Source organism: Natranaerobius thermophilus JW/NM-WN-LF (assembly GCF_000020005.1).
Taxonomy (GTDB): Bacteria; Bacillota; Natranaerobiia; order Natranaerobiales; family Natranaerobiaceae; genus Natranaerobius; species Natranaerobius thermophilus.
On the sequence record NC_010718.1, the window covers coordinates 1,642,963 to 1,667,856 of the forward strand.

29 protein-coding genes are annotated in these 24,894 nt (G+C 32.4%); 15 read left to right on the forward strand and 14 right to left on the reverse strand.

Translation table 11 applies throughout. The features are described from left to right. Window positions 1–215 precede the first annotated feature (215 nt). On the forward strand, window positions 216–1,634 hold the full coding sequence (locus NTHER_RS07880) for a sodium/glutamate symporter (RefSeq protein ID WP_012448007.1): 1,419 nt from the start codon (window positions 216–218) through the stop codon (window positions 1,632–1,634). A 127-nt stretch (window positions 1,635–1,761) separates the two neighbouring features. Here NTHER_RS07880 and NTHER_RS07885 read toward each other — a convergent pair whose 3' ends face one another. From NTHER_RS07885 to NTHER_RS07905, 4 genes are all read right to left on the reverse strand, one after another. Next, complete coding sequence (locus NTHER_RS07885) at window positions 1,762–2,382, reverse strand: flavodoxin family protein (RefSeq protein WP_012448008.1); 621 nt, start codon at window positions 2,380–2,382, stop codon at window positions 1,762–1,764. 262 nt (window positions 2,383–2,644) lie between these two features. Then, window positions 2,645–3,268: an FMN-binding protein gene (locus NTHER_RS07890; RefSeq protein WP_041367005.1), complete on the reverse strand. Its 624-nt coding sequence runs from the start codon at window positions 3,266–3,268 to the stop codon at window positions 2,645–2,647. 120 nt (window positions 3,269–3,388) lie between these two features. After that, on the reverse strand, window positions 3,389–3,691 hold the full coding sequence (locus tag NTHER_RS07895; protein WP_041367007.1) for an alpha/beta fold hydrolase: 303 nt from the start codon (window positions 3,689–3,691) through the stop codon (window positions 3,389–3,391). 377 nt (window positions 3,692–4,068) lie between these two features. Then, on the reverse strand, window positions 4,069–4,434 hold the full coding sequence (locus NTHER_RS07905) for an InlB B-repeat-containing protein (protein WP_012448010.1): 366 nt from the start codon (window positions 4,432–4,434) through the stop codon (window positions 4,069–4,071). Window positions 4,435–4,740: 306 nt separating this feature from the next. Here NTHER_RS07905 and NTHER_RS07910 point away from each other — a divergent pair, with 306 nt between their 5' ends. Beyond that, a complete protein-coding gene (locus tag NTHER_RS07910) occupies window positions 4,741–5,250 on the forward strand; it encodes a hypothetical protein (protein ID WP_012448011.1) in 510 nt (169 codons plus the stop codon). A 69-nt stretch (window positions 5,251–5,319) separates the two neighbouring features. Here the strand turns inward: NTHER_RS07910 and NTHER_RS07915 are convergent, their stop codons facing one another. From NTHER_RS07915 to NTHER_RS07930, 4 genes are all read right to left on the reverse strand, one after another. Continuing rightward, complete coding sequence (locus NTHER_RS07915; RefSeq protein WP_012448012.1) at window positions 5,320–6,051, reverse strand: ABC transporter permease; 732 nt, start codon at window positions 6,049–6,051, stop codon at window positions 5,320–5,322. Then, a complete protein-coding gene (locus tag NTHER_RS07920; protein WP_012448013.1) occupies window positions 6,044–6,949 on the reverse strand; it encodes an ABC transporter ATP-binding protein in 906 nt (301 codons plus the stop codon). The genes NTHER_RS07915 and NTHER_RS07920 overlap by 8 nt, the downstream gene beginning before the upstream one ends. 159 nt (window positions 6,950–7,108) lie before the next feature. After that, window positions 7,109–7,837, reverse strand: coding sequence for a LytR/AlgR family response regulator transcription factor (locus NTHER_RS07925; protein ID WP_158438233.1), 729 nt, complete (start codon window positions 7,835–7,837; stop codon window positions 7,109–7,111). A 17-nt stretch (window positions 7,838–7,854) separates the two neighbouring features. Next, on the reverse strand, window positions 7,855–8,691 hold the full coding sequence (locus NTHER_RS07930) for a sensor histidine kinase (RefSeq protein WP_012448015.1): 837 nt from the start codon (window positions 8,689–8,691) through the stop codon (window positions 7,855–7,857). 217 nt (window positions 8,692–8,908) lie between these two features. Here NTHER_RS07930 and NTHER_RS07935 point away from each other — a divergent pair, with 217 nt between their 5' ends. Then, on the forward strand, window positions 8,909–9,937 hold the full coding sequence (locus tag NTHER_RS07935) for a glycosyltransferase family 2 protein (protein ID WP_012448016.1): 1,029 nt from the start codon (window positions 8,909–8,911) through the stop codon (window positions 9,935–9,937). A gap of 23 nt (window positions 9,938–9,960) precedes the next feature. Further along, window positions 9,961–10,923 (forward strand): glycosyltransferase family protein, encoded by a 963-nt coding sequence (locus NTHER_RS07940; protein WP_012448017.1) that lies wholly within the window; start codon window positions 9,961–9,963, stop codon window positions 10,921–10,923. Here NTHER_RS07940 and galE read toward each other — a convergent pair. After that, entirely contained in the window at window positions 10,904–11,890 is a 987-nt protein-coding gene (gene galE / locus NTHER_RS07945) for a UDP-glucose 4-epimerase GalE (protein WP_012448018.1), read from the reverse strand. The genes NTHER_RS07940 and galE overlap by 20 nt on opposite strands. A gap of 206 nt (window positions 11,891–12,096) precedes the next feature. On the opposite strand from galE, the gene NTHER_RS07950 reads away from it, so the two are divergent. The 6 genes from NTHER_RS07950 to NTHER_RS07975 all read left to right on the forward strand — a co-directional run bounded on the left by NTHER_RS07950 (window position 12,097) and on the right by NTHER_RS07975 (window position 17,964). After that, window positions 12,097–13,068, forward strand: coding sequence for a DUF2156 domain-containing protein (locus NTHER_RS07950; protein WP_012448019.1), 972 nt, complete (start codon window positions 12,097–12,099; stop codon window positions 13,066–13,068). A 48-nt stretch (window positions 13,069–13,116) separates the two neighbouring features. Then, window positions 13,117–13,755 carry an LbetaH domain-containing protein gene (locus NTHER_RS07955; protein WP_012448020.1) on the forward strand — a complete coding sequence of 213 codons (639 nt, stop codon included), beginning with the start codon at window positions 13,117–13,119 and terminating at the stop codon, window positions 13,753–13,755. Then, entirely contained in the window at window positions 13,756–14,895 is a 1,140-nt protein-coding gene (locus NTHER_RS07960; protein ID WP_012448021.1) for a YheC/YheD family endospore coat-associated protein, read from the forward strand. Window positions 14,896–14,961: 66 nt separating this feature from the next. Continuing rightward, the gene (locus tag NTHER_RS07965) at window positions 14,962–16,356 is read left to right on the forward strand and encodes a YheC/YheD family endospore coat-associated protein (protein ID WP_012448022.1); all 1,395 of its coding nucleotides are present in this window, start codon (window positions 14,962–14,964) and stop codon (window positions 16,354–16,356) included. A gap of 1 nt (window position 16,357) precedes the next feature. Next, window positions 16,358–17,368, forward strand: a complete 1,011-nt coding sequence (locus NTHER_RS07970) for a glycosyltransferase family 2 protein (protein ID WP_012448023.1) — start codon at window positions 16,358–16,360, stop codon at window positions 17,366–17,368. Between the two features lie 23 nt (window positions 17,369–17,391). Beyond that, a complete protein-coding gene (locus tag NTHER_RS07975; protein WP_012448024.1) occupies window positions 17,392–17,964 on the forward strand; it encodes an AarF/UbiB family protein in 573 nt (190 codons plus the stop codon). Between the two features lie 40 nt (window positions 17,965–18,004). On the opposite strand, the gene NTHER_RS07980 is transcribed toward NTHER_RS07975, so the two are convergent. After that, entirely contained in the window at window positions 18,005–18,967 is a 963-nt protein-coding gene (locus tag NTHER_RS07980) for a phosphotransferase (RefSeq protein WP_012448025.1), read from the reverse strand. 148 nt (window positions 18,968–19,115) lie between these two features. On the opposite strand from NTHER_RS07980, the gene NTHER_RS07985 reads away from it, so the two are divergent. Genes NTHER_RS07985 through galU form a run of 3 tightly spaced genes read left to right on the forward strand, consistent with a single transcriptional unit; the run spans window position 19,116 to window position 22,265 of the window. Beyond that, complete coding sequence (locus tag NTHER_RS07985) at window positions 19,116–20,420, forward strand: UDP-glucose dehydrogenase family protein (protein WP_012448026.1); 1,305 nt, start codon at window positions 19,116–19,118, stop codon at window positions 20,418–20,420. Further along, window positions 20,417–21,382: an NAD-dependent epimerase/dehydratase family protein gene (locus tag NTHER_RS07990; protein ID WP_012448027.1), complete on the forward strand. Its 966-nt coding sequence runs from the start codon at window positions 20,417–20,419 to the stop codon at window positions 21,380–21,382. Before NTHER_RS07985 ends, NTHER_RS07990 begins: the two co-directional genes overlap by 4 nt. A gap of 16 nt (window positions 21,383–21,398) precedes the next feature. Then, window positions 21,399–22,265: a UTP--glucose-1-phosphate uridylyltransferase GalU gene (galU, locus tag NTHER_RS07995; RefSeq protein ID WP_012448028.1), complete on the forward strand. Its 867-nt coding sequence runs from the start codon at window positions 21,399–21,401 to the stop codon at window positions 22,263–22,265. A 101-nt stretch (window positions 22,266–22,366) separates the two neighbouring features. On the opposite strand, the gene NTHER_RS08000 is transcribed toward galU, so the two are convergent. Next, entirely contained in the window at window positions 22,367–22,570 is a 204-nt protein-coding gene (locus NTHER_RS08000; RefSeq protein WP_012448029.1) for a cold-shock protein, read from the reverse strand. Between the two features lie 540 nt (window positions 22,571–23,110). Here NTHER_RS08000 and NTHER_RS08005 point away from each other — a divergent pair. Continuing rightward, entirely contained in the window at window positions 23,111–23,335 is a 225-nt protein-coding gene (locus tag NTHER_RS08005; protein WP_012448030.1) for an alpha/beta-type small acid-soluble spore protein, read from the forward strand. 71 nt (window positions 23,336–23,406) lie between these two features. Here NTHER_RS08005 and NTHER_RS15925 read toward each other — a convergent pair whose 3' ends face one another. Continuing rightward, complete coding sequence (locus NTHER_RS15925) at window positions 23,407–23,568, reverse strand: hypothetical protein (protein WP_012448031.1); 162 nt, start codon at window positions 23,566–23,568, stop codon at window positions 23,407–23,409. Window positions 23,569–23,791: 223 nt separating this feature from the next. Between NTHER_RS15925 and NTHER_RS08010 the strand changes: the two genes are divergently transcribed. Then, window positions 23,792–23,992, forward strand: coding sequence for a cold-shock protein (locus NTHER_RS08010; RefSeq protein WP_012448032.1), 201 nt, complete (start codon window positions 23,792–23,794; stop codon window positions 23,990–23,992). A 93-nt stretch (window positions 23,993–24,085) separates the two neighbouring features. Here the strand turns inward: NTHER_RS08010 and NTHER_RS08015 are convergent, their stop codons facing one another. After that, on the reverse strand, window positions 24,086–24,502 hold the full coding sequence (locus NTHER_RS08015) for a magnetosome magnetite crystal formation protein family (RefSeq protein ID WP_012448033.1): 417 nt from the start codon (window positions 24,500–24,502) through the stop codon (window positions 24,086–24,088). Window positions 24,503–24,526: 24 nt separating this feature from the next. Continuing rightward, window positions 24,527–24,715, reverse strand: a complete 189-nt coding sequence (locus tag NTHER_RS08020; protein WP_012448034.1) for a hypothetical protein — start codon at window positions 24,713–24,715, stop codon at window positions 24,527–24,529. Window positions 24,716–24,894: the final 179 nt, after the last annotated feature.

Genomic DNA, 24,894 nt, shown 5'->3' on the forward strand with positions numbered 1-24,894 from the left:
TCACTCCTTTCAAAAATTTTAGTTGACTCAGGGGTGAGCTCCTTCTTTTTGAGAATAACGGCATTAAATCAGATTTTTTTATAACTCTTTTCCCCAAATTCGATCAAGTTTACAAAAATTATATAATTTGTTGATTTTGAAAAAATAAAAGTGAAGAAAACAAAACTATCTTGCTTAATAGCAATAAGTTGACTTCATAATGGAGAGTGGTTTTTATGGAAGCTGATATGGTAGGATTGAGTTTTATTATATTAGGGATATTTTTATTTATTGGAAAATGGCTTCGTGTTTTAATTCCTCTTTTTCAACGATTATTTTTACCTTCTTCACTGATTGCAGGTTTATTAGCTCTAATAGTAGGACCAGAAGTTTTAGGACAGATATTTGATTTATTTACTTCTGAAGACTTTGTTTTACAACAAGGATTTATCCCTGAAGAGGTTTTATTAGCCTGGGAAGAACTTCCAGGGTTATTTATAAATATAGTCTTCGCTTCTTTATTCATTGGAAAGGATTTGCCTTCAATTCGCAAGATGTGGGATATAGGAGGAGCCCAAGTAGTTATGGGGCAATTATTATCTTGGGGACAATATGTTATTGGACTGGTCTTAGTTATTTTCATTTTGACTCCTATTTTTGATGTTAATCCATTAGTTGCAGGACTTATAGAAATAAGCTTTGTGGGAGGTCATGGTACAGCAGCTGGACTGGCCGGTACTTTTAATGAATTAGGACTTGAGGAAGGTACTGATTTGGCCTTAGGATTAGCAACAGTAGGAGTTTTAAGTGGTGTTATAATAGGTATTATATTTATTAACTGGGGAGCAAGAACTGGTAAAGCTCAGGAAATAAGTGAAAATCAAGGTATTAAAATGGAAGAAGAAACAGGAATTATTGAATTTGATGATAGAGAACCTGCCGCTCAGCTCACAACTAAACCTGAGTCGGTAGAAGCTCTTTCTATACATTTTGCTTATATAGGTATTGCCATTGGAGTGGGAGCTATTTTATTGGAAGGGCTTGTTCAGTTAGAACAATTCACCTGGGGAGCATGGACTGATATAGAACTTATGGTACATGTTCCTCTGTTTCCATTAGCTATGGTTGGAAGTATAATTGTCCAAATATTATCTAATTTATTTGATAAGTATAATATCATAGACAGAGGTATGATAAATCGTATAAGCGGATTTTCTCTAGATATTTTAATAGTAAGCGCTTTAGGTACTGTATCAATTACCGCCATAGGCGATAATTTTGTTCCCTTCATAATTCTAGGAGCAGCTGGACTAATTTGGAATGTTCTGGCCTTTCTTTATTTGGCCCCTAAAATGATTCCTACAAACTGGTTTGAAAGAGGGATTGGTGACTTTGGTCAGGCCACTGGTATTTCTGCTACTGGATTATTATTAATCAGGATAGCTGATCCTCAGTCAAATACCACTTCATTAGAAGGATTCGGTTATAAACAAATATTATTTGAACCCCTAGTAGGGGGTGGTTTATTTACAGCAGCATCTACACCACTCATAGCCCAGTTAGGACCAGTTACAGTTCTAATCATAGCCGGAATTGTAACTATAGCATGGTTGCTTATAGGTATATTTTATTTTGGAAGAAAAAATAAAGGATGATTTCGCAATTTTTGATAATTCAGGTCATTATATACAAACCCTCCTATGCGAAGTCCTATGGATGATGACTCAGATATCATCTACATAATCTACATAGTTTCCCCTTAACAATAATTAACACCTCACTTTAATTATTTAGTTGTTTAGCTATCTTTTGTCTTAATTCTAAGGTTTTTAGTAGCTTTTCTCCAGCTACTTTTGCTTCTTTTAAGGCTTTTTCATCTTTAGAGGCTTCTCCTGTTGAAAAAAGATTAATTGCTTTAACTGAGCTAACCACCCTATAGCTAAGTGCTTCTAATGATTTTTCTAAAACTTCAGCAGTATATCCCATATCCTCTACCTTTTTTTGTTCACAAACCGCCACTACAGCAGCATATTTCACCCCAAGTACTTCGTTAATACTCATCCAAACTGAACGGTCATCTTTAGAAAAAGCCTCAAAACAATATAACCGATCAATAAAAGTTTTCATGTCTCCTGATACGTTATAAAAATATGCAGGCGAACCTAAGATAATCGCATCTGAAGCTGTGATTTTTGGATATATTTTTTGCATATCATCATCTATCACACATTTATATGTATCTTGGCACCCTTCACATCCATTACAACCTCTGAAATTATAATTGTCTATATAAATTAACTCAGTTTCAATATCTTCTGATTCAAAGGGTTTTAATGCTTCTTGTACTAAAATAGAAGTATTACCATTTTTCCTCTTACTACCAACTACACCTAAAATCTTCACTTTATATGCCTCCTATAATTATTAATTTTTATTATTTATCAATATCTGTTCAAGTTTCCTAAAAGATTTATCAATGTCGTATAACTTCGCTAGTATTATTTTTTTACCTTCTTTTCAGGACAAACGCAAACATAAAAATATTCCCCTTTGGTGACAGATTTTATTTTTAACCTGTCTACCATAAGGGGAACATATCGTTTTGATTCAGCCCTTCACTGCTCAATAATGATCAATTTTTTGTTTACTGAATTATCTGTGTTTATTATCTATATGTTCCTCGATTAATAGCATCACGAACAGCGGATCCAATTTTATCAGATCTAATAGTTGCAGCAGAAAAGGTATCGATTTCTTCACCTTCTACCTCTTTTGGTTCAATGAACTCATACAATTCAGTATCTTCTCCTGGATTCCCTTCCATTTCCTTTGTGATTTCTTTGATTTCCTCGAAGCTTTCTGCACCTTCTAGATATTCAAAAGCTGAAATATATTGTTCTGTTAATTCTTTTATTCCATCTTCTCCAGCATAATCCATCCATGGAGAATCTTCTGGTATTTCCGGGTCTTCTGTGTCATAAATTACGTCATCATATGTGATGTCTCTAAAACCAGTTTCAACTACTGTTCCGTCTTCAACTGTAAACTGGACAACCACTGCGTTTCTGTGGTCATCAACGTAAGCGCCTCTGTAATCACCGTCTAAAAGTTCTCCTTCAGTCCAATATGTTAACCCAACTCTAGCCTCATTTTCATTTTCCGCTTCATTTCCTGCTTGATTTTCAACTTCATTTTCTGGTTCCTCAATTTCATCTTCTTCACAGCCCACAAATACAGTTACACCTATTATGAAAACTAAGGTGAGCAGTAATATCCCTACTTTTTTCATTTTATAAACCCCCTTTAAGACTAGTTTTTATTTCACCTAATAGTTAAATTTTCCTTAAACTGCGCATAATATGCAAAAGCATCCCCTGGGAATTGAGTTTTGATCCTTCATTATGCAACATTATTCAAATTGTTCAGATGTGAAGCCAACATTTTTTATAAAAGTTTCTAGTTCTTCATTTACTTGATCAGGATTATCCTGATTGCAAACATGACCTGCATTAGGGATAACCAAATACTTACTAGCTGGACTTCTTTGATGCCATTTCCGAGCTAGTCTTTTAATTGGACTAAATTCTTTTTCTCCATTGATAATTAAAAGGGGGTGTTTAACTGCACCATCCATGAGTAAAAATAATAGCAGGTGCACCTTGTGGACCATATACTTCATAGTAGATATCACCATATTCAGTTTTATATACATGGTTCCATCTCCTTTAGTTTAGAATAAAACAGAATTTTAAGGTTATCTTTTTATTCATTAACTCCTCGATCGTTTTGCTTATTTTTTATCGTTTCACATAAACCATAAGTGCAAACCAATAACGTGGCCGTTAATATTGAAATGGACAGCAAGATTACCCCTTCAGTACTTGTAATTGACAATAAATCGGCCATTATAATATTTATTATAGTTATTACATACCCCAATGAGAGCCATGCAATAAGATAAAAGATAAAAATCATACCTATTCCCCCCTTGTCTGTTATAGTTATTTATAGAAGGGCAGGAAAGCCCCTCTAGAATCACGTAGTACTAAATAAGGATGGTCCATCCGGGGAAAGACCAATTCCTCCTAGTCAGTGTGACTGTGGTAGTTTTGAAACTTTATCTAATTCAACTCCTTCAGTTTCAATAGCGTGCTTCTGTTCAAATACAGCTTCCAATTGTTTATCATCGTTTATCTCAAAAGTATAATTTTTATCTTCACTTACTGTATCACCGTCAACTGCCCAGCCTAAAAATTCATACCCCTCTTCTGGTTCGGCTTTTACCGTAACCTCTTCCCCTTCTTCATAAACACCTTCACCCGAAATTCTTCCTGTTCCTTCAGGCTCAGCTCGTACCTCTACTTCGTATTCTTCAGGAGAGCAACCCGTGGTAAAAGCCATTAAAACTGTTAAGCTCATTCCTATTATTAAAAAAACTAATTTCCTTCTTAACATTCAGACCATCTCTCCTTACAATTTTAAAAATTCAAACTCAAACCGAAGTTTTTTATAAAATATTTGAGCTTATAAATCACTGATTAAATGAAAAAGTTACTATCTGACTACTTTCACTTTGATAGGCGTAGGATTTCCCCCATTGCAATCACTTTCACTAACACAACAAGCAGCTAACGCTATTATTGTATCAAATTATATATATTTCCATCATTAAAAATTGGCAGTTACTAAAGCCTGAGATGTATAATGTTGATAGTTTATTAAGAAAATATAATTAGAACTATGTTTTTTGGAGGTTCTAAAATGAATTTATATTGGTTAATACAAGCCGCCTCATTTGTAGCTATTGCGACATTTTTTATACCTGTAAATTATATTAGAAAATTGGCCCCTTTTTCTATTATTGGTGGCATCATATATACAATAATTGTTCAATACACTGCTATTAACATACTTGATTTATGGACTTATAAATCTACATTATTTTCTGTATACGGTGTACCTATTTTTTTTGTTATATCATGGTTTGCAGTAACTAAATTATACGGGTATTTTTTGATGCGATATCCATCATATCAGGTTATCATTTTAATAATATTTGTTTTGTTTACTTCTTTAAACAACTATATAAGCCATAACAATGATCAAGTTTATTTTTTAAACTGGAGTGCTGCTGAAACATTTATGTTTGCAGTATTTTCTCATGTGATTTTGCTTTACTTTCTCAAGTATTTATATAAGATAGATGCGCTGGGAGCAAAAGAGAATATGTTAGCTCACTCTTTTAATATATTAAATAGAAAAAAAGAATGAATTCTCCATGATATAGTCTGTTCTCCAATTAACGGAATGAATCAATATTACCATCACTCCTTGTTATAATCACTGTTTTAATTTAAACCATTGGAAGTTTCTCGAAGCAATGATGCAAAAAACTAAACTCAAACCCAACAGGATACTTATTTCCATTGGAAAATGTAAAATACTCTTTTCCAAAGTCCAAGCCCCTAGCATAGCTTCTAAACCATGCACAATGGGATTAAAAATATCCAATAGTATTCTGGACGTTCCCGTAAAAATATCTATTCCAAAAATCCCCAAAAAAAACTGATAGTAGAAAACTACCTGGGAAGCCGGACTATATTTTTCCATTTCGTCAAAAACACTGCTAAGCAAAAAAGTAATGGAGAACTGAAAGAAGTTAATAATCAAAAAAATTATCAAAATGTTATGAAGGTTTAACAGAGGGAAACTAACTTCAAAAACTATAATGGCAATTATCGATAATATTGCTATCCCAATTAACTGAAATATTAATGTATTTAGATACAAAGCCATGGCTACACCTAAGGGTTTAAAACCGAGCAATTTGTACTTGACGAAAAAATTTAGATCTCTATATCTCACGAATTCACTTCCGTAATGTAAAATTATATTAATAAGAATCACAATTACAATAAATAAAGGTAACAGGTTATCATGATTTTCTTCAGGAGTTCCACTAATGAAAGTCAAATACAAAAGAACAGGAAAAATTATCTTATAAAACAGATCGGTATATTGTCTCAATTTTATTTTAAATTGAAATAATGTTAGTGCCATTATTTTATCCATTAATAATTCTCCCTTCTTTATCAAGCCGATACCCAGCAATTTTTAAAAATACATCCTCCAAACCAGGAGATTTAACAACCACATTTTTAATCCCAACATCGTCAATCAATTCTTTTAACACTTGTTCATCATTTTTAGTTCTGATTTGATATCTCCCATCTGTTAAAGTCTCAGCATTATACTTCATGAGTTTAAAACTTGCTAGCTCATTTTTAATTTGAAATTCAATAATTTTTTCTCCCTCAGAGTATTCCTCTACTGCTGAAGTCATCCCTCCTAAATAAACTACTTCACCTTTATACAAGATCATAATTCTATCTGCCAAATATTCTACTTCATCCAAATTGTGACTTGTCAAAATAATAGTCACTTCTTTTGTTTCGTTAATATCTTTTAATAGATCCCACACTTTTCTTTTTGCAACAGGGTCTAGTCCAGTGGTTAGTTCATCCAGGAAAATAATCTCAGGTTGATTAATCAATGTCAGTAAAATAGCCAGCTTTTGTCTATTTCCTCCCGATAATTGATTGATATAATTATTCGCTTCACTAGTCAATTCAAATTCTTCCAACATTTCTTCCAAATTAATATCACTTCTAGTGATTTGTTTGTATAATTGACATACCTCAAAAACTTTCGATTTCCATTCATAATATTGTTCTTGCATTTGAACACCAATATGGTCATATAAACTTTTATAATCAAAGATATAATCTATAGTACCTTTGTCTGGTTCATAAATTCCTGTCATACAGTTGACTAAAGTGGTTTTCCCGGCACCGTTGTGACCTACTATTCCTATGATTTCACCACGATTTACTGTTAAATTAATGTTCTTTAAAGCTTCTTTATCATTGAAGTTCTTAGATATTTGATTGACATTAATAAGTTCATTCATTGACCAATGCCCCCTTAGAGAGGTAATTATTATGGATTTTCATCTAGGATATCATTAAGTTAATTTTTTTGGAATATTTTATATTCCGTCAAATGGAAAATTCATGCCTTTATAAGAGATTTTTAAGAAAAAAATCTGCCAAGTCATTTTTCTGGCAGATCATTCTCTCAATATGTGAATATTGTTTTTGGTTATCAGTGCATTCTTAACTTTATCAGTGTTTTCAAAATAGATAATATACGACGAATCACCATAAGGTTCAATTTTTTCAATATTTTTCAGATTTACTATATAAGATTTATGGGCTCGGAAAAAATTCTGGTTTAATTTTTCTTCGATTTCATTTAAACCCATTCGAGTTGAATATTCTTTATCTTTAGTATGAATTATTAACTGTTTGTCTTGTTTTTCTATGTAATTTATATCTTCCATTTTTATGAAATAATATTCTTGTTTGTCCTTAATCATCAAGATATTATTTTCCTTTAACGAATCATGAAATTTTTCTCCATGAGATTGTTGTATTAGCCGCTCAATATTTTCATTAACCCTGTGAAAATCTATAGGTTTTAATATATAGTCCAAGGCCCTAAGATCATAGGAGTCACATGCATATTCCGGAAAAGCGGTAATAAACACTACCTTTAAATCACTATCTAAACTTATCATCATTTTAGCAGCTTCTAATCCATCTAACTTTGGCATGTCTATGTCCATAAAGGCAAGGTCTATATCGTTGTTTTTAACAGCATCTACTGCCTCTTCTCCGTTTTCAGCTAAATATATTTCTTTGACTTCATCATTTTCCTCAATAACTTTTTTTAATACTTTTGATGTGTATAAATCATCATCACAAATTAATACATTAATCATTGTTAACAACACCACTCTTCTGTTTAGATCTTTTATTCCATTAACTCCACGAGAAATGTAATATTGCCGTTTTCTTTAAACACATCTATTTTACCATTATAAGAATCAACTATATTTTTCACTATACTTAATCCATACCCCCTACCACTTGCTTTTTTACTAGAAAACCCTTGTGCAAAAAAGTTCTTGATTTCATTCAATTCCCCATTGTAAGGATTGCTTATTTTAAACCGATACCCTTTCATATTCTCGGTGTGCTCTAAATTGAAATAAATTTTTTGCGGTAGATCTTTATTACTTAACACATGTTCCATGGCATTTTCTATTAAATTCCCTACAATACTTGAAATATCCCAGGGTTTTATCTTGTTTAGCTTAACTCTACAATATTTTTCTACTATAAATTCAAGCCCATTTTTATTGGCCAGTTCTTTTTTAGTATTTACTAGGGCAGTTAATGTTGGATTTCCTAATCTCAAAAAATCTCCAGTAAAACGATAGTTCTGAACTATACCTTGTAAGTAATCTTTAGCCGTATCATATTCCTCTAAAATCAGCATAGATGTTACCGTTTGGATATGATTAATATGATCGTGACCTTGTTGTCTTAACAGGTTAATTAAGGATTCAGTATTTTTAAGATCTGTTCGTAACATAGCTAGCTCTTTTTCTTTACTCATTGATCGTTCTATTCTAAATAAGAAATATATATTTAGTGCTCCAATTATCACAACAGTCATAATCAAAAAATAAAGCCAAAGCCAATTTTGTTCAAGTTTAAAGAGTTCAGATGAAATTAATATAACAGTAATAACCACAATTATCATAGTTTGAATTAAAGATATGGTAATAAATTTTTTATGATTCATAAGCCACATCAGACCCCGATATTAATATATTTAATATATACTTCGAAATTTTTCTAAAAAACCCTTCCAATGTTTACTAGTATATTAAACATGATGTGTGGAATTAAATTAACAACTTTATAAATACAGAATATATTATTAATAATCAAAAGTAATATTCTACTCCCCACTTAGGCAATATCAATTTTTTGGAATGGTTATTAAGGGGGATCTTAAAGTGGATATCAAGTTTAGTGTGATAATACCTACCCATAATAGGTCCGAACAATTATCGCTAACTTTAACCTCTTTTAATATACAAACTATGAATAACTTTGAAGTCGTTGTGGTTGATGATGGTTCAACCGATAATACAAAAGACCTAGTTGAAAACTTTGAGGCATCCTATCCATTGACTTATAAATTGATTGAAAATGCTGGTAGTGCAGCAATGGCTAGAAATAAAGGCATCTCTTGGGCTAGCGGAAAATATCTCATTTTTTGTGATGCTGATTTTATAGTAATTCCTGAATTTATAGAAATCTTTAACAAATATATTGATAAAAATCCCGGGTCGGTAATTTCAGGTTTTCCTGAGTGTTGGAATAAAATTTATACTTATTTTTACCCCGACTTCACTGCTAGACAGAAACAAAAGCTATATCACTCCCATAACTATTCAGATAGACAAAAAAATGAATTAGCGAAATCGAAGAAGATTGTTCAAATTATCAAACCCCAAGATATTTACAACAATTTTAATAAAATCAAACGCCTTGCATCACCAAATTTAAAAAGAAATATCAAAAAACAGTTTCAAAAAACTGATGTGGCTTCCTGGTTATTATTTGTTACAAGATGTGTTTTAGTTAACAAGAAATACGTTGAAGAATTAGGCGGATTTGACGCTAGTTTTCCTAAAAATGGACTAGAAGACTGGGAGTTGGGTTATCGACTAAGTAATATTGGAATAGACTTTATTAGCATTCCTAAAGTTTTAGGTTATCACCAAGAACATCCACTAAGAGCTCGACAAAATGAATTTCGCAACCTTTGTCTGATATACGATAAGTACGATTTTTCAATACCTGAGTTTAATCTGTTCGCCGTATATTGGCCTTGGAAAAATATTAAAAAATATAAAGATAGTCTCAGGCTTTTTAAAATAAAGCAAGATAACAAAAGATTTCGTGAAGTCCGTCAGTTACAAAATAAGTGGAAATACATGGCCATTAATTTTTATAATAAGTTTGCTGTAAAGGAGTAATTCTAATTATTCCTTCATTATCATTGTCTATAGAACCCAAGTATGACATGGTTATCTGTACTTCCGCCATTGGGGAAACTTATCACTCTATGTTAAAAATTATGGCACCAACTGTAAAATACTACGCAAACAAGCATAATATCGATTACTTTATTAACGGACAGACCAGCCGGTTTGACTCTTCGCGCCCACCTTCATGGGATAAGTTAATTCTTATGCGGCATTTGCTAAAGTATTATAAAACAGTAATGTGGATTGATGCCGATGCAATTATTTGTAATCCAAATCATGACATCCGAAAAGACATTAACCATGACTTTCCTATGCAACTTGTCACCCACTTTGGTATCAAACCCCTCTTCCCTAACTGTGGCATTTGGCTTATCCAACAGGATCCGCGATCTTTTGAACTTTTGGAAGAAATTTGGGCTCAAACCAATTTTATAAACCATCCTTGGTGGGAACAAGGTGCACTGTTAAAACTACTAGGTTATAAGGCAGGATATACAGGAAAAAGAAAAGTTCACTTTTACGGGCCAACTAAATATAGTTCGTGGGTAGGCCCCCTAGATCTAAAGTGGAATAGTAGGCCAACCGAGTCAGATGTAGCAGAAAATCCTGCTATCATGCATTTTGTGTTTGTTCCCCTTCATATTCGAATTAAAAAAATGAAAAAGCAATATAAAAATTTTCTCAATGTAATTCAAGTTTCCGAATTTGTTAAAAAGCTAAATAGTAAACACCTTAAAAATAAAAAACCATCCATAGTTTTATTTAAACGAACACAAAAAAGCTTAAAACCTATAAAATTTATATACAAAAATGAATTAGATTATTTGAGTATGATTAAAAAACAACTCAGAAATAAACAGTTAACTGGAGTGATAATTCTCAATGATTTTGCCCATAGAGACTATGCTATCAGTTATCTTAAAAAGAGAGGATTAAAGATAAACAGGAATTTATTTATCCTTGATAGCCATTAGGATTATTAAAATGCCAGTTCCAGGCCGTCTTTATTATATCCCGTAAAGGATATTTGGGTTTCCATCCCAAATGACGATATATTTTTTGATTAGAAGCAACCAGTTTAGGTGGATCCCCTTCTCTTCTATCACCATGTACAACATTAACTTGTTTACCGGTAACTTCTTCGCACATTTTTATCACTTCTTTGATTGAATAGCCGTGATTACTTCCAACATTGTAAATTTCATTTCTGTGATTATTATTAATTAAGCTTTCAAGTGATAGAAGATGAGCTTCAACTAAATCACTTATATGGATGAAATCCCTTATGCAAGTACCATCTTCTGTGGGGTAATTATCCCCATGAATGACTATCCTATCTTTTTTCCCTAATAGATGGAGTAAGATATTTGGTATTAAATGAGTTTCTGGATCATGATGTTCTCCAATTTTACCAGAAGGATCTGCTCCAGCCACATTAAAATAACGTAAAAAAATAAAGTCAAATTGATGTGCTTTGGATATATCTTTTACAATCTGTTCTGTCATTAATTTCGATCTACCATAAGGATTTATAGGATTGGTGTGACAGCTTTCGTCTATCTTTTCTACATTAGGTGTTCCGTATGTTGCACATGATGATGAAAACACAATTTTAGTAACCTTATGTTCTAACATCTTATTTAATAAACAAATAGAGGAATTAACATTATTTTTATAATATTTTAGTGGTTTAATGATAGATTCACCAACATAACAATTAGCGGCAAAATGCATGACACATTCAATAGAATAGCGCTCAAAAATTTCATCTAATTTGTCTTCTTCGATTACATCCCCTTTTATAAAGACTGCTCTCTGATCAACTGCCGATTTATGACCTGTAGAAAGATTATCTAACACAATGACTTCATAACTTTGATCAAGAAGAGACTTTACCATATGACTCCCTATATAACCCGCTCCTCCAGTCACCAGTATCATACTGATCTGCTCCCCCCTCCTGGTCTTTTGAATAACTTTTAAACCAATCTAAATTACTAAATTCTTTGTTTGATAAATATTCACAAATATGTAATCAATTACGATTCATACTGTTTTATTCACCTCCACTAGTTTAATTTAGATAACATACCGTTGTACTACGGAATACAATAGGTCTAACAGTTTCACTATAGGAGGTAAATTAAGTGAGAAAGCCGGATCTTCAGGTCGGAAAATGGAGTTTCCACGAAGTTAAGCTCGAAGATAAAGAACTTTTTAATGAGTTCATAAAAGAATCAAACCATCCGGTAAATCTTTGGTCTGCAAACTTTCCCTTTATTTGGTTATACTCTAGGTCTCCAAGAAGGAAAATCCTTTGGAAAATTATAGATGACATGCTAGTAGTCTTTATATTAACTAGAAACAGAAAATTATCTTTACTTTGTCTACCATTTGGTAATGGCAGTGTCGATAAACTAATAAATGTTCTTAACGATGCTTTGAGATATTGTGCGGAATGGACAAAAGTAAGGAGATATAAAACAAGGGTTAGAACGATTAATAAATTTCAATTAGATTATCTTCAAACATCAAATAAATTTAATAAGCTATTCAAGTTAAAAGAATTGCGGGGAATTGAACATCACTATAGTACGGAAGAACTGTTAGTATTAGAGGGTAAGAAATATCAATCCCTTAGAAAAACTGTAAATAAACACTATCGCGAGTACCCAAATATAAATTTTAGAAAATATCAACCTGAAGATTACGAAAAAATCCTTCGCTTTAATAAGAACTGGGAAAAAACTTCTGGAAACAAGTATCGTGAGCTAATAGATAAAAGTTATTTCAAAAGTGTTTTTGAATATAATGAACAGCTTGATATGGAGATATTAGTTGCTGAATTAAATGACGAAATAGTCGGTGTCAATGCTGGTGCATTACTACCTACTGGCGATGCATGGGGATGTATATGTAAGACAAACGCAGAAATTGTGGGATTAAATGAAGCCATTATTTTAGAGTATATCAAGGAACTCATAAAAATAGATAACAGCGTTCAATACCTTAATGTAGGTAGTGATATGGGTATTTCGGGCCTTAGAAATTATAAAAGAAAATTTAGACCTGCTTTTAGTATAGAAAGGTACAGGATTTTCCATAAATTCATGATTTAGAAATTCATTATTTTAGAATGTAGATTTCTTTAAAACGGAGGGCTTAAGTTGAAAAACTTATATATATTGGGTGTTAACAACACAAATATTTTTAAATTGTTAAATTCAATTAACAGAAATGAACTTAGCTGGAATATTGCAGGATTTGTTGATATTAAAAAATTTTTTCGAGGTGAAGCACCTTTAGGTTATCCTTTTTATGCGGGAAAAGGAACTATTAGAGAGTTAGCTAAAGATAAGGATAATTATTTCTTCAATAATAAGCCCCGAAATAAAAAGGCCGCTAATTTACTCACTTCATGTAACTGCAATATTGCCACTCTTGCCCATCCCTCAACTGATTTAGCTTATGTAGATATTGGTACAGGGGGTATGATTGATGAAGGTTGTACATTTGGTGCTTTTTCAAAAGTAGGGAGCTTTGTAACATTTCGCACCAAATGTCACATTAGCCATGATGTGAGGATTGAAGACTTTGCTTTTGTTGGTCCTGGTGCCAATGTGGGCAGTAATGTAATTCTAAAGGACAGATGTTTCATTGGCCAAGGAGCAGTAATTATGGGTGATAATATCATCGGTGAAGATAGTGTAGTAGGTGCTGGAGCAGTTGTCACGAAGGATGTGGCACCGGGAACCGTGGTTGCAGGGGTTCCTGCTAAACCAATAAAGAGAAATGGGAGTGATTAAATGCCTTCCTCCCCAGATTTTTATAACAGCTTCCTTGAAGTTTACAACAGACCAATAGTTGGTTTCTATGTAAGAACTGGTTTAGTGCGAAATTTGCATAGTCAAATCACCTCAAAGCAATTAGATTTTATAATTGAAGCATTAAAAAAAGCTAGGATTACCTTATACTTCTTTTCTTTAACAGATGTTAATTTAGAAGATAAATCAGTTAATGGGACTTATTATGACGAAAAGACAGATTATTGGACTTATGGAAAATTTCCTTATCCTGATATTTTATATGTACGAGGTGGACCAGTAAGACCGAAATCCAAATTTTATCAATTCCAAGAGCAGTTGAGAGAAATGAATGTTAAAAAATTAAATTCCGGGCCAACCTTTAATAAATGGCATGTACTAAAGGTTTTAAAAGAAAATAACAATCTGTTCCACCACTTACCTCCCACTGTAATCTATGAAACAAAAGAAGATTTAAATAAAATGATAGCCGAATATAAAGACGTCTATGTAAAAGCAGTAATAGGTAGAAAAGGAAAGCAAGTTATGCGCATCAAAGAGACGTCCGATGGATTATATGAATATAGTTTTTACGTCAACAATCGTTTAAGTAAAGATACAGTGAATTTTAAAGCTCTCTGTACTGTAATCAGAAAGTTTTTTGGAAAAAAGAAACTCATTATACAAAAAACAATTTCCTTACCTAGAATAGATAATAAGATTTACGATATGAGAGCTGAATTACAGAGAACAGGTACTGGCGAGCTAGAGTTATTAGAAATTTTAGTGCGGGTTAGTCAACCAAATTCACCAATAACGCAACATTCATCAAGTTATCGGTTTAATGATTTCTTTTCTAGTTTTATGAACTACAATCAAGAGACAATTGGAGAACTTAAAAGTAAAGCTGAGAATGTCCTTACTCAAATATACGAGACCATAGAAGGTGCTTATGGCCCTTATGGCGAGATAGGCATCGATTTTGCTATTGATAAGAGTGGGAAATTGTGGTTTATCGAGGGTAATTCTAGATCAACTAAAGTATCATTTTTTAAGGCTGCAGATCAGGAAACTAAATTAAAATCTTACTTAAATATTTTTGAGTATTCAAAATTTCTTTACAAACAACAGATAGATTATTAGTGATTTAAATGTCTATCTACATCTGTTTTTATATTTTGAATTTATACTGATGGAGGGTAAATTAAAATGCAAGTAGATAGTCGGGAAAAGCTTTATCGACTTGAAATCATGGGGCAAAAATCAACAGAAAAGATATTATATCTAAATAATTTTCAACTAGACAGCTTTGGCCTCAATGATGGACAAAAATTATTTCTCAAAATTGGGTTTACTTCACAGAAAGTAAAAGTTTCCAAACAAAATATAGATTCGGATAATACTAAACTTTATTTATCCCCTGAAGCATATAATGGCCTTTGGCATTATAAAGGCGAATCCATGAGCTTGACTTTTAGCTCTAATTCCAAGCTTATTTTTGGCCCAACAATAGGAATCACGGTATCTTGGAACACTTGGAGAAAAATAGATAAAATCTATGCTATTAAGAAGAGGGCAATATTAGCTCTAGAAAAAGGACTCTTTTTTTATTGCTTTCACTACAACAAAATAGACCTAGAAAATAATTTAGTTAAAGCCTACATTTTAAACCCTAAAACTTATCAATGGAAAAAAAAGTATCTTCCCTATCCTCAGGTTTTATACCACAGATCTACTTTCCCTTTTAAAAAAGATTTTGAAGATACAAATAGCGATAACGTTTATAATAGAATTTGGTTAAATCAAAATATCGAAAAGATTAATAACACTATATATTTTGACAAGTGGAATGTTTATAAAGCATTGGCAAAGTCTGAAGATGCAGTTGAATTCCAACCTCCCTCCCAACTACTGACTAAATCTACTTTAAAACAGTTTATTGATAGATATAGTCGTTGTTATGTCAAGAATATCTACGGTAGAGGTGGCAGACAGGTTTTAAAAGTCGAAAAATCCAAAAGTGATTTTATCTGTAGTACCGGAGGAAAAAAGATAAGAAACTGGCGATTCACTAACCTTGAAAATCTTTATGAATTTTTACAAGATCAATTGGGAAAAGACCTAATTATTCAAAAAGGCATCTCCTTAGCACGCTTAAATGATAATCCCTTTGATATTAGGGTTTTAGTACAAAAGAATATTGAAGGGAATTGGGTTATTTCAGCCTTAAGTTTTCGAGTTGCTGATAAAAATGCTGTGATCACTAATTGTGCTGCCGGTGCAAAAGAAATTTGCGTGCCACCTGGAGAAAATCCACTTGGTTCTGGTCTTTCTCTGAAATCATTAGAAAATTTTACTAACAAAACCTTGTCAGCTCTAGAAAAATATTATGGTCCTTTAGGAGAATTAGGTTTAGATATAGGGTTGGATACAAACGGAAAAATTTGGCTGATAGAGGCTAATAGTCAACCAAGCAGCAGAGGGTATAGAGAAGCGGCTTCCAAGGAAGTTCTACGTGATATATTTGGCTTACCTTTGGATTATGCCAAATATCTGATCAAAAAACAATATATTAAGGCATATCAAGAATCTGGAGGGTATTAGCATGACTGTGGCAGTCTCCATCGTAATGGCTGTTTACAATGAAGAGAAATTCCTTCAACAAGCCATAGATAGTGCCTTGTCCCAAACCTATCCCTCTACTGATCTAATTGTCGTTAATGATGGATCTACTGATTCAACCAAGACGATATTAGACAATCTAAATGACCAACGAGTCACTGTAATACACCTAGAAGAAAATCAAGGTGCCGCAAACGCACTAAATATTGGAATTGAACAAGCAAGTGGAAATTGGATATCAATACACGATGCAGATGACATCAGTTATCCTACAAAAATCGAAGAACAGGTAAAGTACATTAAACAAAACCCTCAACTAGTAGGAGTTGGGACATTAGTGGAATATATAGCAGGTAGTCCTAATGTAACACAAAAACTGCTTAAAAGATTAGTAAAAATCAATAAATCTGTAATATCGGCAGAACAGATAAACAAATCTAAATATTATATATGCTATCTGACTCATAGTTCAATGATGTTCTCAAAGGAACTATTTTGGGTAGTGGGCGGTTATAACCCAGAATTTAATATCCTTTATGACTATGATTTATGGCTAAGACTTTTGGAAGAAGGAAATATAGCAAAAGTTCCTAAAGTATTGTTAAAATATCGCGTTCACCAGGATTCACTTTCTAGAAAAAACAGGTATAAGACAGTTAATGAAATTCAAATTGCATCTTCCAAGGCAATTTGTAGATTATTAATTCATAATAAACAGACTATACAACCAAAAGTAGTTGTTATTGGCCCTCAAAAAGCTTGTGAAAATTATGAGTGCAATATTGCACCTACTAGCGGTTTACAAGTTATCAGTACAATAACCAAAAATTCTAAAAAAGAAATTTCAAAAATTATTAAAAAATATCACAAAGGTCAAATAGATGGAATTATAATGCTTGGTCGTTCTCCTAAACAAAAGTACCATCATATTTTGAAAACAGCTGGATTAACTTCTAATAGAGATTATTTCACTGTTTTCAATATTCTTAAATAATTTTCCATAAAGGGGCGACTAATATGAAAACTTATAAATCAATTGTGGTTGTGCCCAGAAAATATCAATCAGTAAAGGTTATCCGAAACCCTTACTCATACCCACTTATAGGCAAAGGCTTTCAGGGAGCTGTTTTTCTAATATCGTCAAATAAATGTGTCAAAGTGTATGGAAGGTCTATTCATGCTAGCAGGGAAAGTGATGTATTGAGTAATTCACAACACTCCCCTATTATTCCCAAAATTTATGAGATTGGTTATAAATATATAGTCATGGAATATATTAACGGAACTCCTTTAGATAAATATCTTTCTTTAAAGGGATTTATTTCAAAAGAAATGACCGAGAATATATTAATGTTATTAAGCGAAATGGAACAGTTGAATTTCAAACGGTTAGATATAAAATTACGTGATGTAATTATCACTAAACATATGAATATGAAAGTCTTGGACCATGTAAATGCACATTTTAAACAGCGTAATGTCCCTAAAGATCTTATGAATGATCTCAAAGCCATAGGCTTATTAAAGCCCTTTTTGAATCAATTGAACAGAATTAATCCGAACTTATATCGTAAATGGTGCAAGAAATAGAAAAGAATAAGCATTAATAGTTCACAGACTTACTTGAAAATCACCGAAAGAATTCACTCCCCTTTTCACTGAGTAAATGATTAATAAGTAGTCCCCTCCTTCTTAACCTTTTTTCTGCTTTATCGGGAAATAAGATAATAAAAAATAATGCTACACTTGCAACTACAAGTGATAGATGTTTTTGTTCTTCATACGTAAGCTCTCCATATGCGTTTAAAAAAATTTTTGAACTTTTAGTCCCTTTTTTATGATGAGACATAGAATATAAAGTATAAACAGCATATCCCACATCGTATATCCTCTTTTCCCGTTGTATCCCGTCAAAATCTAAGATACAAGCAACTGTTCCATCTGAGTGATATAGTTGATTATTAGGATGCCAGTCATCGTGTATAATTGTTTCAACTAAGGAGTTTTTATCTACTCCCTCCCACTGCTTAGAGATTCTCGAATAAAGGTTTTTAATTCTTGACAATGAAGATTTTGACTTTAAGTGATGATTTTTATAAAGATGCTTAAATTTTGTCTGAAGGTTTTCCGGTGAGGGATGAATTGAATAACTGGGTAAAGGTCCTGGTTTTTGCGATTTTAAAACAGTATGAAATTTTTTAAGTATTTTTGCACTTGACTTTATTTGAATATCATCAAAATTAAATTTATTTGCATCTATATAAGGGTGAACTTGAACCACCCTATTGTTAACCTGGGAGAATAAATCTCCAAATTTATTTCTCACAGCATTTAACACAGGTAAAGATGCCTGTTTGAGTATTGATACAGTGTTTTCAATATAATTCATTCGTTCCTTTATATTTGGAGCTGGATCTGTTATAAATCTCAAAACAAACTTTCCTAAGTCGGTTGCAACTAAAATGTTAGTATTGGCACTACTATTTAGTACCCTAATAATGCTTTTAAACCTGCCTAGATCATGTTCTTCACATAGCCACTTAATTTCATCTACTGTAATAATTTGACCTTTTTTATCTTTTATATTTGTCATCTTATACCTCCCCTGAATCATTTCCTTGATTAATTATATGTCCCACAACTAGTCCTATAACGGTAACGACACCATAGCTACAGAATATGATGTACCAGCTATAAACAGACATTAATTATATTTAGTGTTTAGATGAGAGGTGTTAACCATGACTAATATAGGTATTGTTGGCGGTTTAGGTCATGTAGGTTTAATCCAATCAGCTTGTCTGGCTAAGCTGGGGTATAAAGTTATAGCATACGATATCGACATGGAAAAGGTTAAAACAATTATGAAAGGTGAAATGCCTTTTCAAGAACAGGGGCTAACAGAATTAGTTACAGAAGGTTTAAATAATAATACTCTTTCGTTTACATCAGAAATTAGCGATTTAGCAGAAGCAGAAATTGTTTTTATCTGTGTAGGAACACCTGCTTTACCCAATGGAAAATCAGATTTATCTCATGTTTATTCAGCAGTAGATCAAATTGCTCGAAATCGTAAAAAGAATTGTATAGCAGCAGTTAAAAGTACTGTACCAATAGGAACTTCTCGTAAACTTACCGAGTATCTCAAGGATAACAATTTATCAGATAAAGTTACTATGGTATCAAACCCTGAGTTCCTTCGAGAAGGTACAGGAGTTAAAGACTTTTGGGAACCTGATAGAATAGTTATAGGCGCAGAAAGTAAAGAAGCTGCTAATAAAGTCAAACAATTATATTCACCATCAGAAGTTCCTGTAATAAACACCACTTGGGAGAACTCAGAATTAATCAAATACGCAAGTAATGCATTTTTAGCAACTAAAATTTCATTTATTAATGAAATATCTCAACTTTGTGAAGATGTTGGAGCCGATATAAGAGTAATAAGTAAAGGAATTGGACTCGATCCTAGAATCAACCCCCATTTCCTACAAGCGGGAATTGGTTTTAGTGGTCCTTGCTTAGACAAAGATTTAAACTCCTTAATAAACCAATTTAAAGAAAAACAAAAGAAACCACTCATATTAGAATCTGCTTTACAAGTAAACGAACAACAACGTGCCAGTGTAGTAGAAAAACTACAAAAACATCTAGAAAATTTAAGAGATAAAGATATTGCCGTTTTCGGTATGGCTTTTAAGGCTGAAACAGATGATGTAAGAAGTTCCCATAGTTTACCTATTATCCGTAAGCTTCTATCCCTTGGTGCAAATATAACTGTTAATGATCCATGGGTTAAAAGTCCGGAGCAGGGTAGGATTTCAGAGGCCGAAGTAGCCGGGGTTGAATGGATCTCTTCTCCTTACAGAGCTGCAAAAGACAAAGACGCAGTATTACTACAAACTGCCTGGCAGGAATATGAAAATTTGGACTACAAAAAACTTTGTGCTGAAATGAAAAAACCACTAGTCGTAGACGGAAGAAACCTATTTAATCGTGAAGAAATGGAATCCCATGGCATTGTTTATGTGGGGGTAGGTATATGAAATATTTAGTAACAGGTGCTGCTGGCTTTATAGGTTCCCATCTTTGTAAAGAGCTGGTCACTCGTGGAAACAAAGTATGGGGACTAGATAATCTTAGTCAGGGAAAAATAGAAAGATTACAGGAACTTGAGGACCACCCAGATTTTCAATTCATAGATAGCTGTATATCTGACGATGAAGTTTTGGAAGAACTTATTAATAAAGTTGATATTATATATCATATGGCTGCAGTTGTTGGGGTAAAACGATATGTAGAAAAACCGGAGAGAGTAATTGACGTAAATGTACGCTTCACTTCACGGTTGTTTGAACTTGCGTATCAATTGGATAAAAAGGTAATATTTGCTTCAACATCAGAAGTCTATGGAAAAAACAATAGTATTCCCTTTAGTGAAGATGATAATCGCATTTACGGCCCCTCCACTACAGATAGATGGTCTTATGCAATATCAAAGAGTGCAGCTGAACACCTTTGTTTGGGTTATGTTAAAAAAGGACTTAAGGCTGTAATAATACGATATTTTAATGTTTATGGACCATATGCAGATACCTCGGCATATGGTGGTGTGGTTACTCGATTCGTAAATCAACTTTTAACTAATAAACCAATGACTGTTCACAATGACGGTAGTCAAACACGCTGCTTCACCTATATCGACGATATAATAAAAGGAACAATTGAAGCTGGTAGTCGGCCTGAGGCAGAAGGAAAAGTATTCAATCTTGGACATCATCGTGAAACTTCCATTCTTGAACTTGCTGAAACCATTTTAAAAGTTTCTGGAATAAATGGTGACATAGTTTTTCAACCATATAAAGAATTTTATGGTAATAGTTATGAGGACATTACTAGAAGAGTTCCAGATTTATCAGAAGCAAGAAAAATCCTTGATTACGATCCTGAAATAACTCTTGAAGATGGGCTCAAAAAAACCTTAAATTGGTATAAAGACAGAGTATGATTAGGAGTGAGTAATTTTGAACATTAAAAAAGCAATCATACCTGTCGCAGGCTTTGGTACTAGACTTTTACCTATTACCAAAGCCATCCCTAAAACAATGTTACCTATCGTGGATAAACCAGTGATACATTACCTGGTTGAAGAAGCTGTGGCTTCAGGTATTGAAGAGATTATAATTATTACAGGTCAGAAAAGAAAAAACATTGAAGATTATTTCAATAGATCTCAGGAGCTGGAAGAACATCTAATTAAAACGGGTAAAGAAGATTTGTTAGAACAGATCAAAAATATATCAAATCAGGCTAATATCAATTACGTAGCTCAGGATAGCGCTCTTGGTCTTGGGCATGCAATATATTGTGGTCGCAAATTTATAGATAAAGATGAATCATTTGCAGTTTTACTCGGTGATGATATAGTTAGAGCAAAAAAGCCATGTATAGCACAATTGATAGATGTCTACAGGAAATATCGATCTAATATTATTGGCGTTCAGAGTGTTCCCGACGAAGAAGTAAGTAAATATGGTATTGTAAATGGGAAAAGAATAAATAATAAATTAGTCAAAGTAAGTGACTTAGTCGAAAAGCCAGACAAGGAAAATACTCCTTCTAATTTAGCCATTCTAGGTAGATATATTATTCATAGTGATATTTTCGATGTATTAGAAGTTATCGGTCCTGGTGCAGGTGGAGAAATTCAGTTAACAGATGCTTTAAAAGCACTTAATTACAATCAAAATATCTATTCTTACAGCTTTGAAGGAACTAGATACGATACAGGTGATAAATTAGGTTATTTAATCGCAAATATTGAATTTGCCTTACAAAACAATGAATTAAAAAATAATTTAAAAAATAAAGTAAAGCCCCTTTTCTTTTAGGGGCTTTACTTTATTTTGCTCATTCATATACAAATAATTTAACCCCGGGATGTAATCCCGGGGTGTTTGATGGCACTATGTTAATCGTTCACATTTAATTCTTATAACTTATTAACATTTGCTGCTTGTGGTCCGCGATCTGCCTCAACCACTTCAAATTCAACCTCTTGGCCATCTTCTAAAGATTTAAATCCTTCCTCGTTGATAGCACTGAAGTGTACGAAAACATCTCCTTCTCCGGATTCTCTTTCAATGAATCCGTAACCTTTCTTAGAATCAAACCATTTTACTGTACCTGTTGTCAACTAAAACTACCTCCTAAAATCTTGTTTTTTGCATTTTCTCATATAAAAACGAAAAAATCAAGGTCTATAAAGAATTTATCTTGTCAGATTTGTATTCCTTGAAAGCTTCGTATAAGCTGACTGCTGATTGTCACGTAAATGATAATAAAGTATAAATACAGTAAAGTATATATAAACTATGATTGGTGCAAATAATAAAATTGAAAAATGCAAAAAGTAAATGAAACTGCTTGCAACAAAATTTAATACTATATATAAAAATTGATGTAATAAACCAACTATTAGAAATTTTATTCCTTTCTCTATTTTGCTAAATTGAAGCCTTTTATCTTATTATATAACAATTCATACATTTTATTTTAAAATAGCCTAAAAATAATTTCAATTATCAAAACAACTTTGAAAATACTATGCAACTTGGGTAATTCCAAAAGCTTATTATTTTACCACTATATTGTTAGCATTGAAATATTTATCTCGAATTATTTGAGCAAACTATTAAATACTAAAAATAGAACATCTTATAAGGAGGGATAAACCATGGGCCAAGGACAAAAACAAAACAAAGCTTTAGTAGAAGGGGCTGAAAAAGGCTTATATCAATTCAAGTATGAAGTAGCCAATGAACTTGGTATTCAGCCACCTCAAAGCGATTATTGGGGTAACCTAACTTCTAGAGATTGTGGAGCTGTTGGTGGAAACATGGTTAGAAAGATGATTGAAGCTTATGAAAACCAGCTAGCTTCTCAACAACAGCAGCAATAACCTTCGATCAACATATTCAGAGGGGCTTATCATTTGATAAGCCCCTTTTAATATTCACATAATTTATTAAACTAATCTTTATCTTGTTGATCACATTCACGCACTTTTTTTTCAAGCAAATCGATTATTTTTTGATTTTGGTCTTTAATATCATCTAAATAACCTTTAAGCCAGGTTATGAAGAGCGCAATTACAAAGATTGTAAATATTAATATAAAAATATACATATTCAATAACTCAGTCTCCCCTCCCTTTTTGTGATGTTTATTTAACAAATTTGCTTACCCAAAGATTTCAAAAACTTTAGAAATACCTTCTTAATTACTCTGATTTTATTATAAATTAATTTTAATTTATTAGCGAAATTAATTGACAACCCTACCTATTAATGGTATGATTGTATCGTTGTCGGTAAGACAATATAATATTTTTTAACTTAATTGGAGGTTTTTTTAAATGACTAAAGGTATTGTAAAGTGGTTTAACTCAGACAAAGGTTACGGATTTATCCAAGTAGAAGGTGAAGACGATGTATTCGTTCACTTCTCAGCTATTCAAGAAGAAGGATTCAAAACTCTTGATGAAGGTCAACAGGTTGAATTTAACGTAGTTGAAGGACAACGTGGACCTCAAGCTGCTGAAGTAGTTAAGTTATAGATTAAGATGACTTTTCTACATAAAAACTGCCCTGCATAGGGCAGTTTTTTTATTTTATGGAGCTGTTATATTTAGTAGTTGAGAATGGGACTGCTATAATCTATTAACAATATTGCCTATTACTATATATTTAAACCATTTTCCCTGAAATGCTGCGATACAAGCAAAAATGGCATATCCATGAATTATAATTGCAATGATAGTACTGAAAATACCAAAGAAAAAGATAGGCGTCATTAGTCCCAATAAACTATTGGGTATAATACTTCCAAATCCAACTATTCCACCAAATATGCCGCCAAAGATGAACAAAGATACTCCCATTATAGCTCCAATTAAGAGAATAATAACTTGATATCCAATTGCTTGTTTAGCATGATGAGCAATGAAATGAGAATCTTCTTTTTTAAATACAAAAATGATTGACGCTATAAAAAGTCCTATAATATTTAGAAAAATTGTCAGATGAATTAAACCAGCTATTAAATTATTTTCATTTTGAATATTCATTTTGATATCTACCTCCTACTTATCCTAATCTAATATTATATGGTTAACTTGATTTCTCATAAATTCATAATAAACAATCATTTCATTACCTTTTTTGTCACGGATCAGTGTGCCTCCAAGCATCATGGGATAATCCACGAGCTCTATACTGCTTTTTTCAAAGTTTTCCTCTATCCACTCAAGTACTATTTTTTTTGGATCTATAGTAGTCATAATATACACCTTCACTTTAATCGTTTATTTTTTTCTTACTTTTATCAACTAGTCTGATATAAGTCATTTAAGTTATTAATAGTATTAAGAATTTTAGTAAGTAAATATAGATACAAATTTGGCAACTCTTCGTTGATCTTTTTTTCTTCGTAAAAAAATCTTTTCCTGTTTTTATAAGA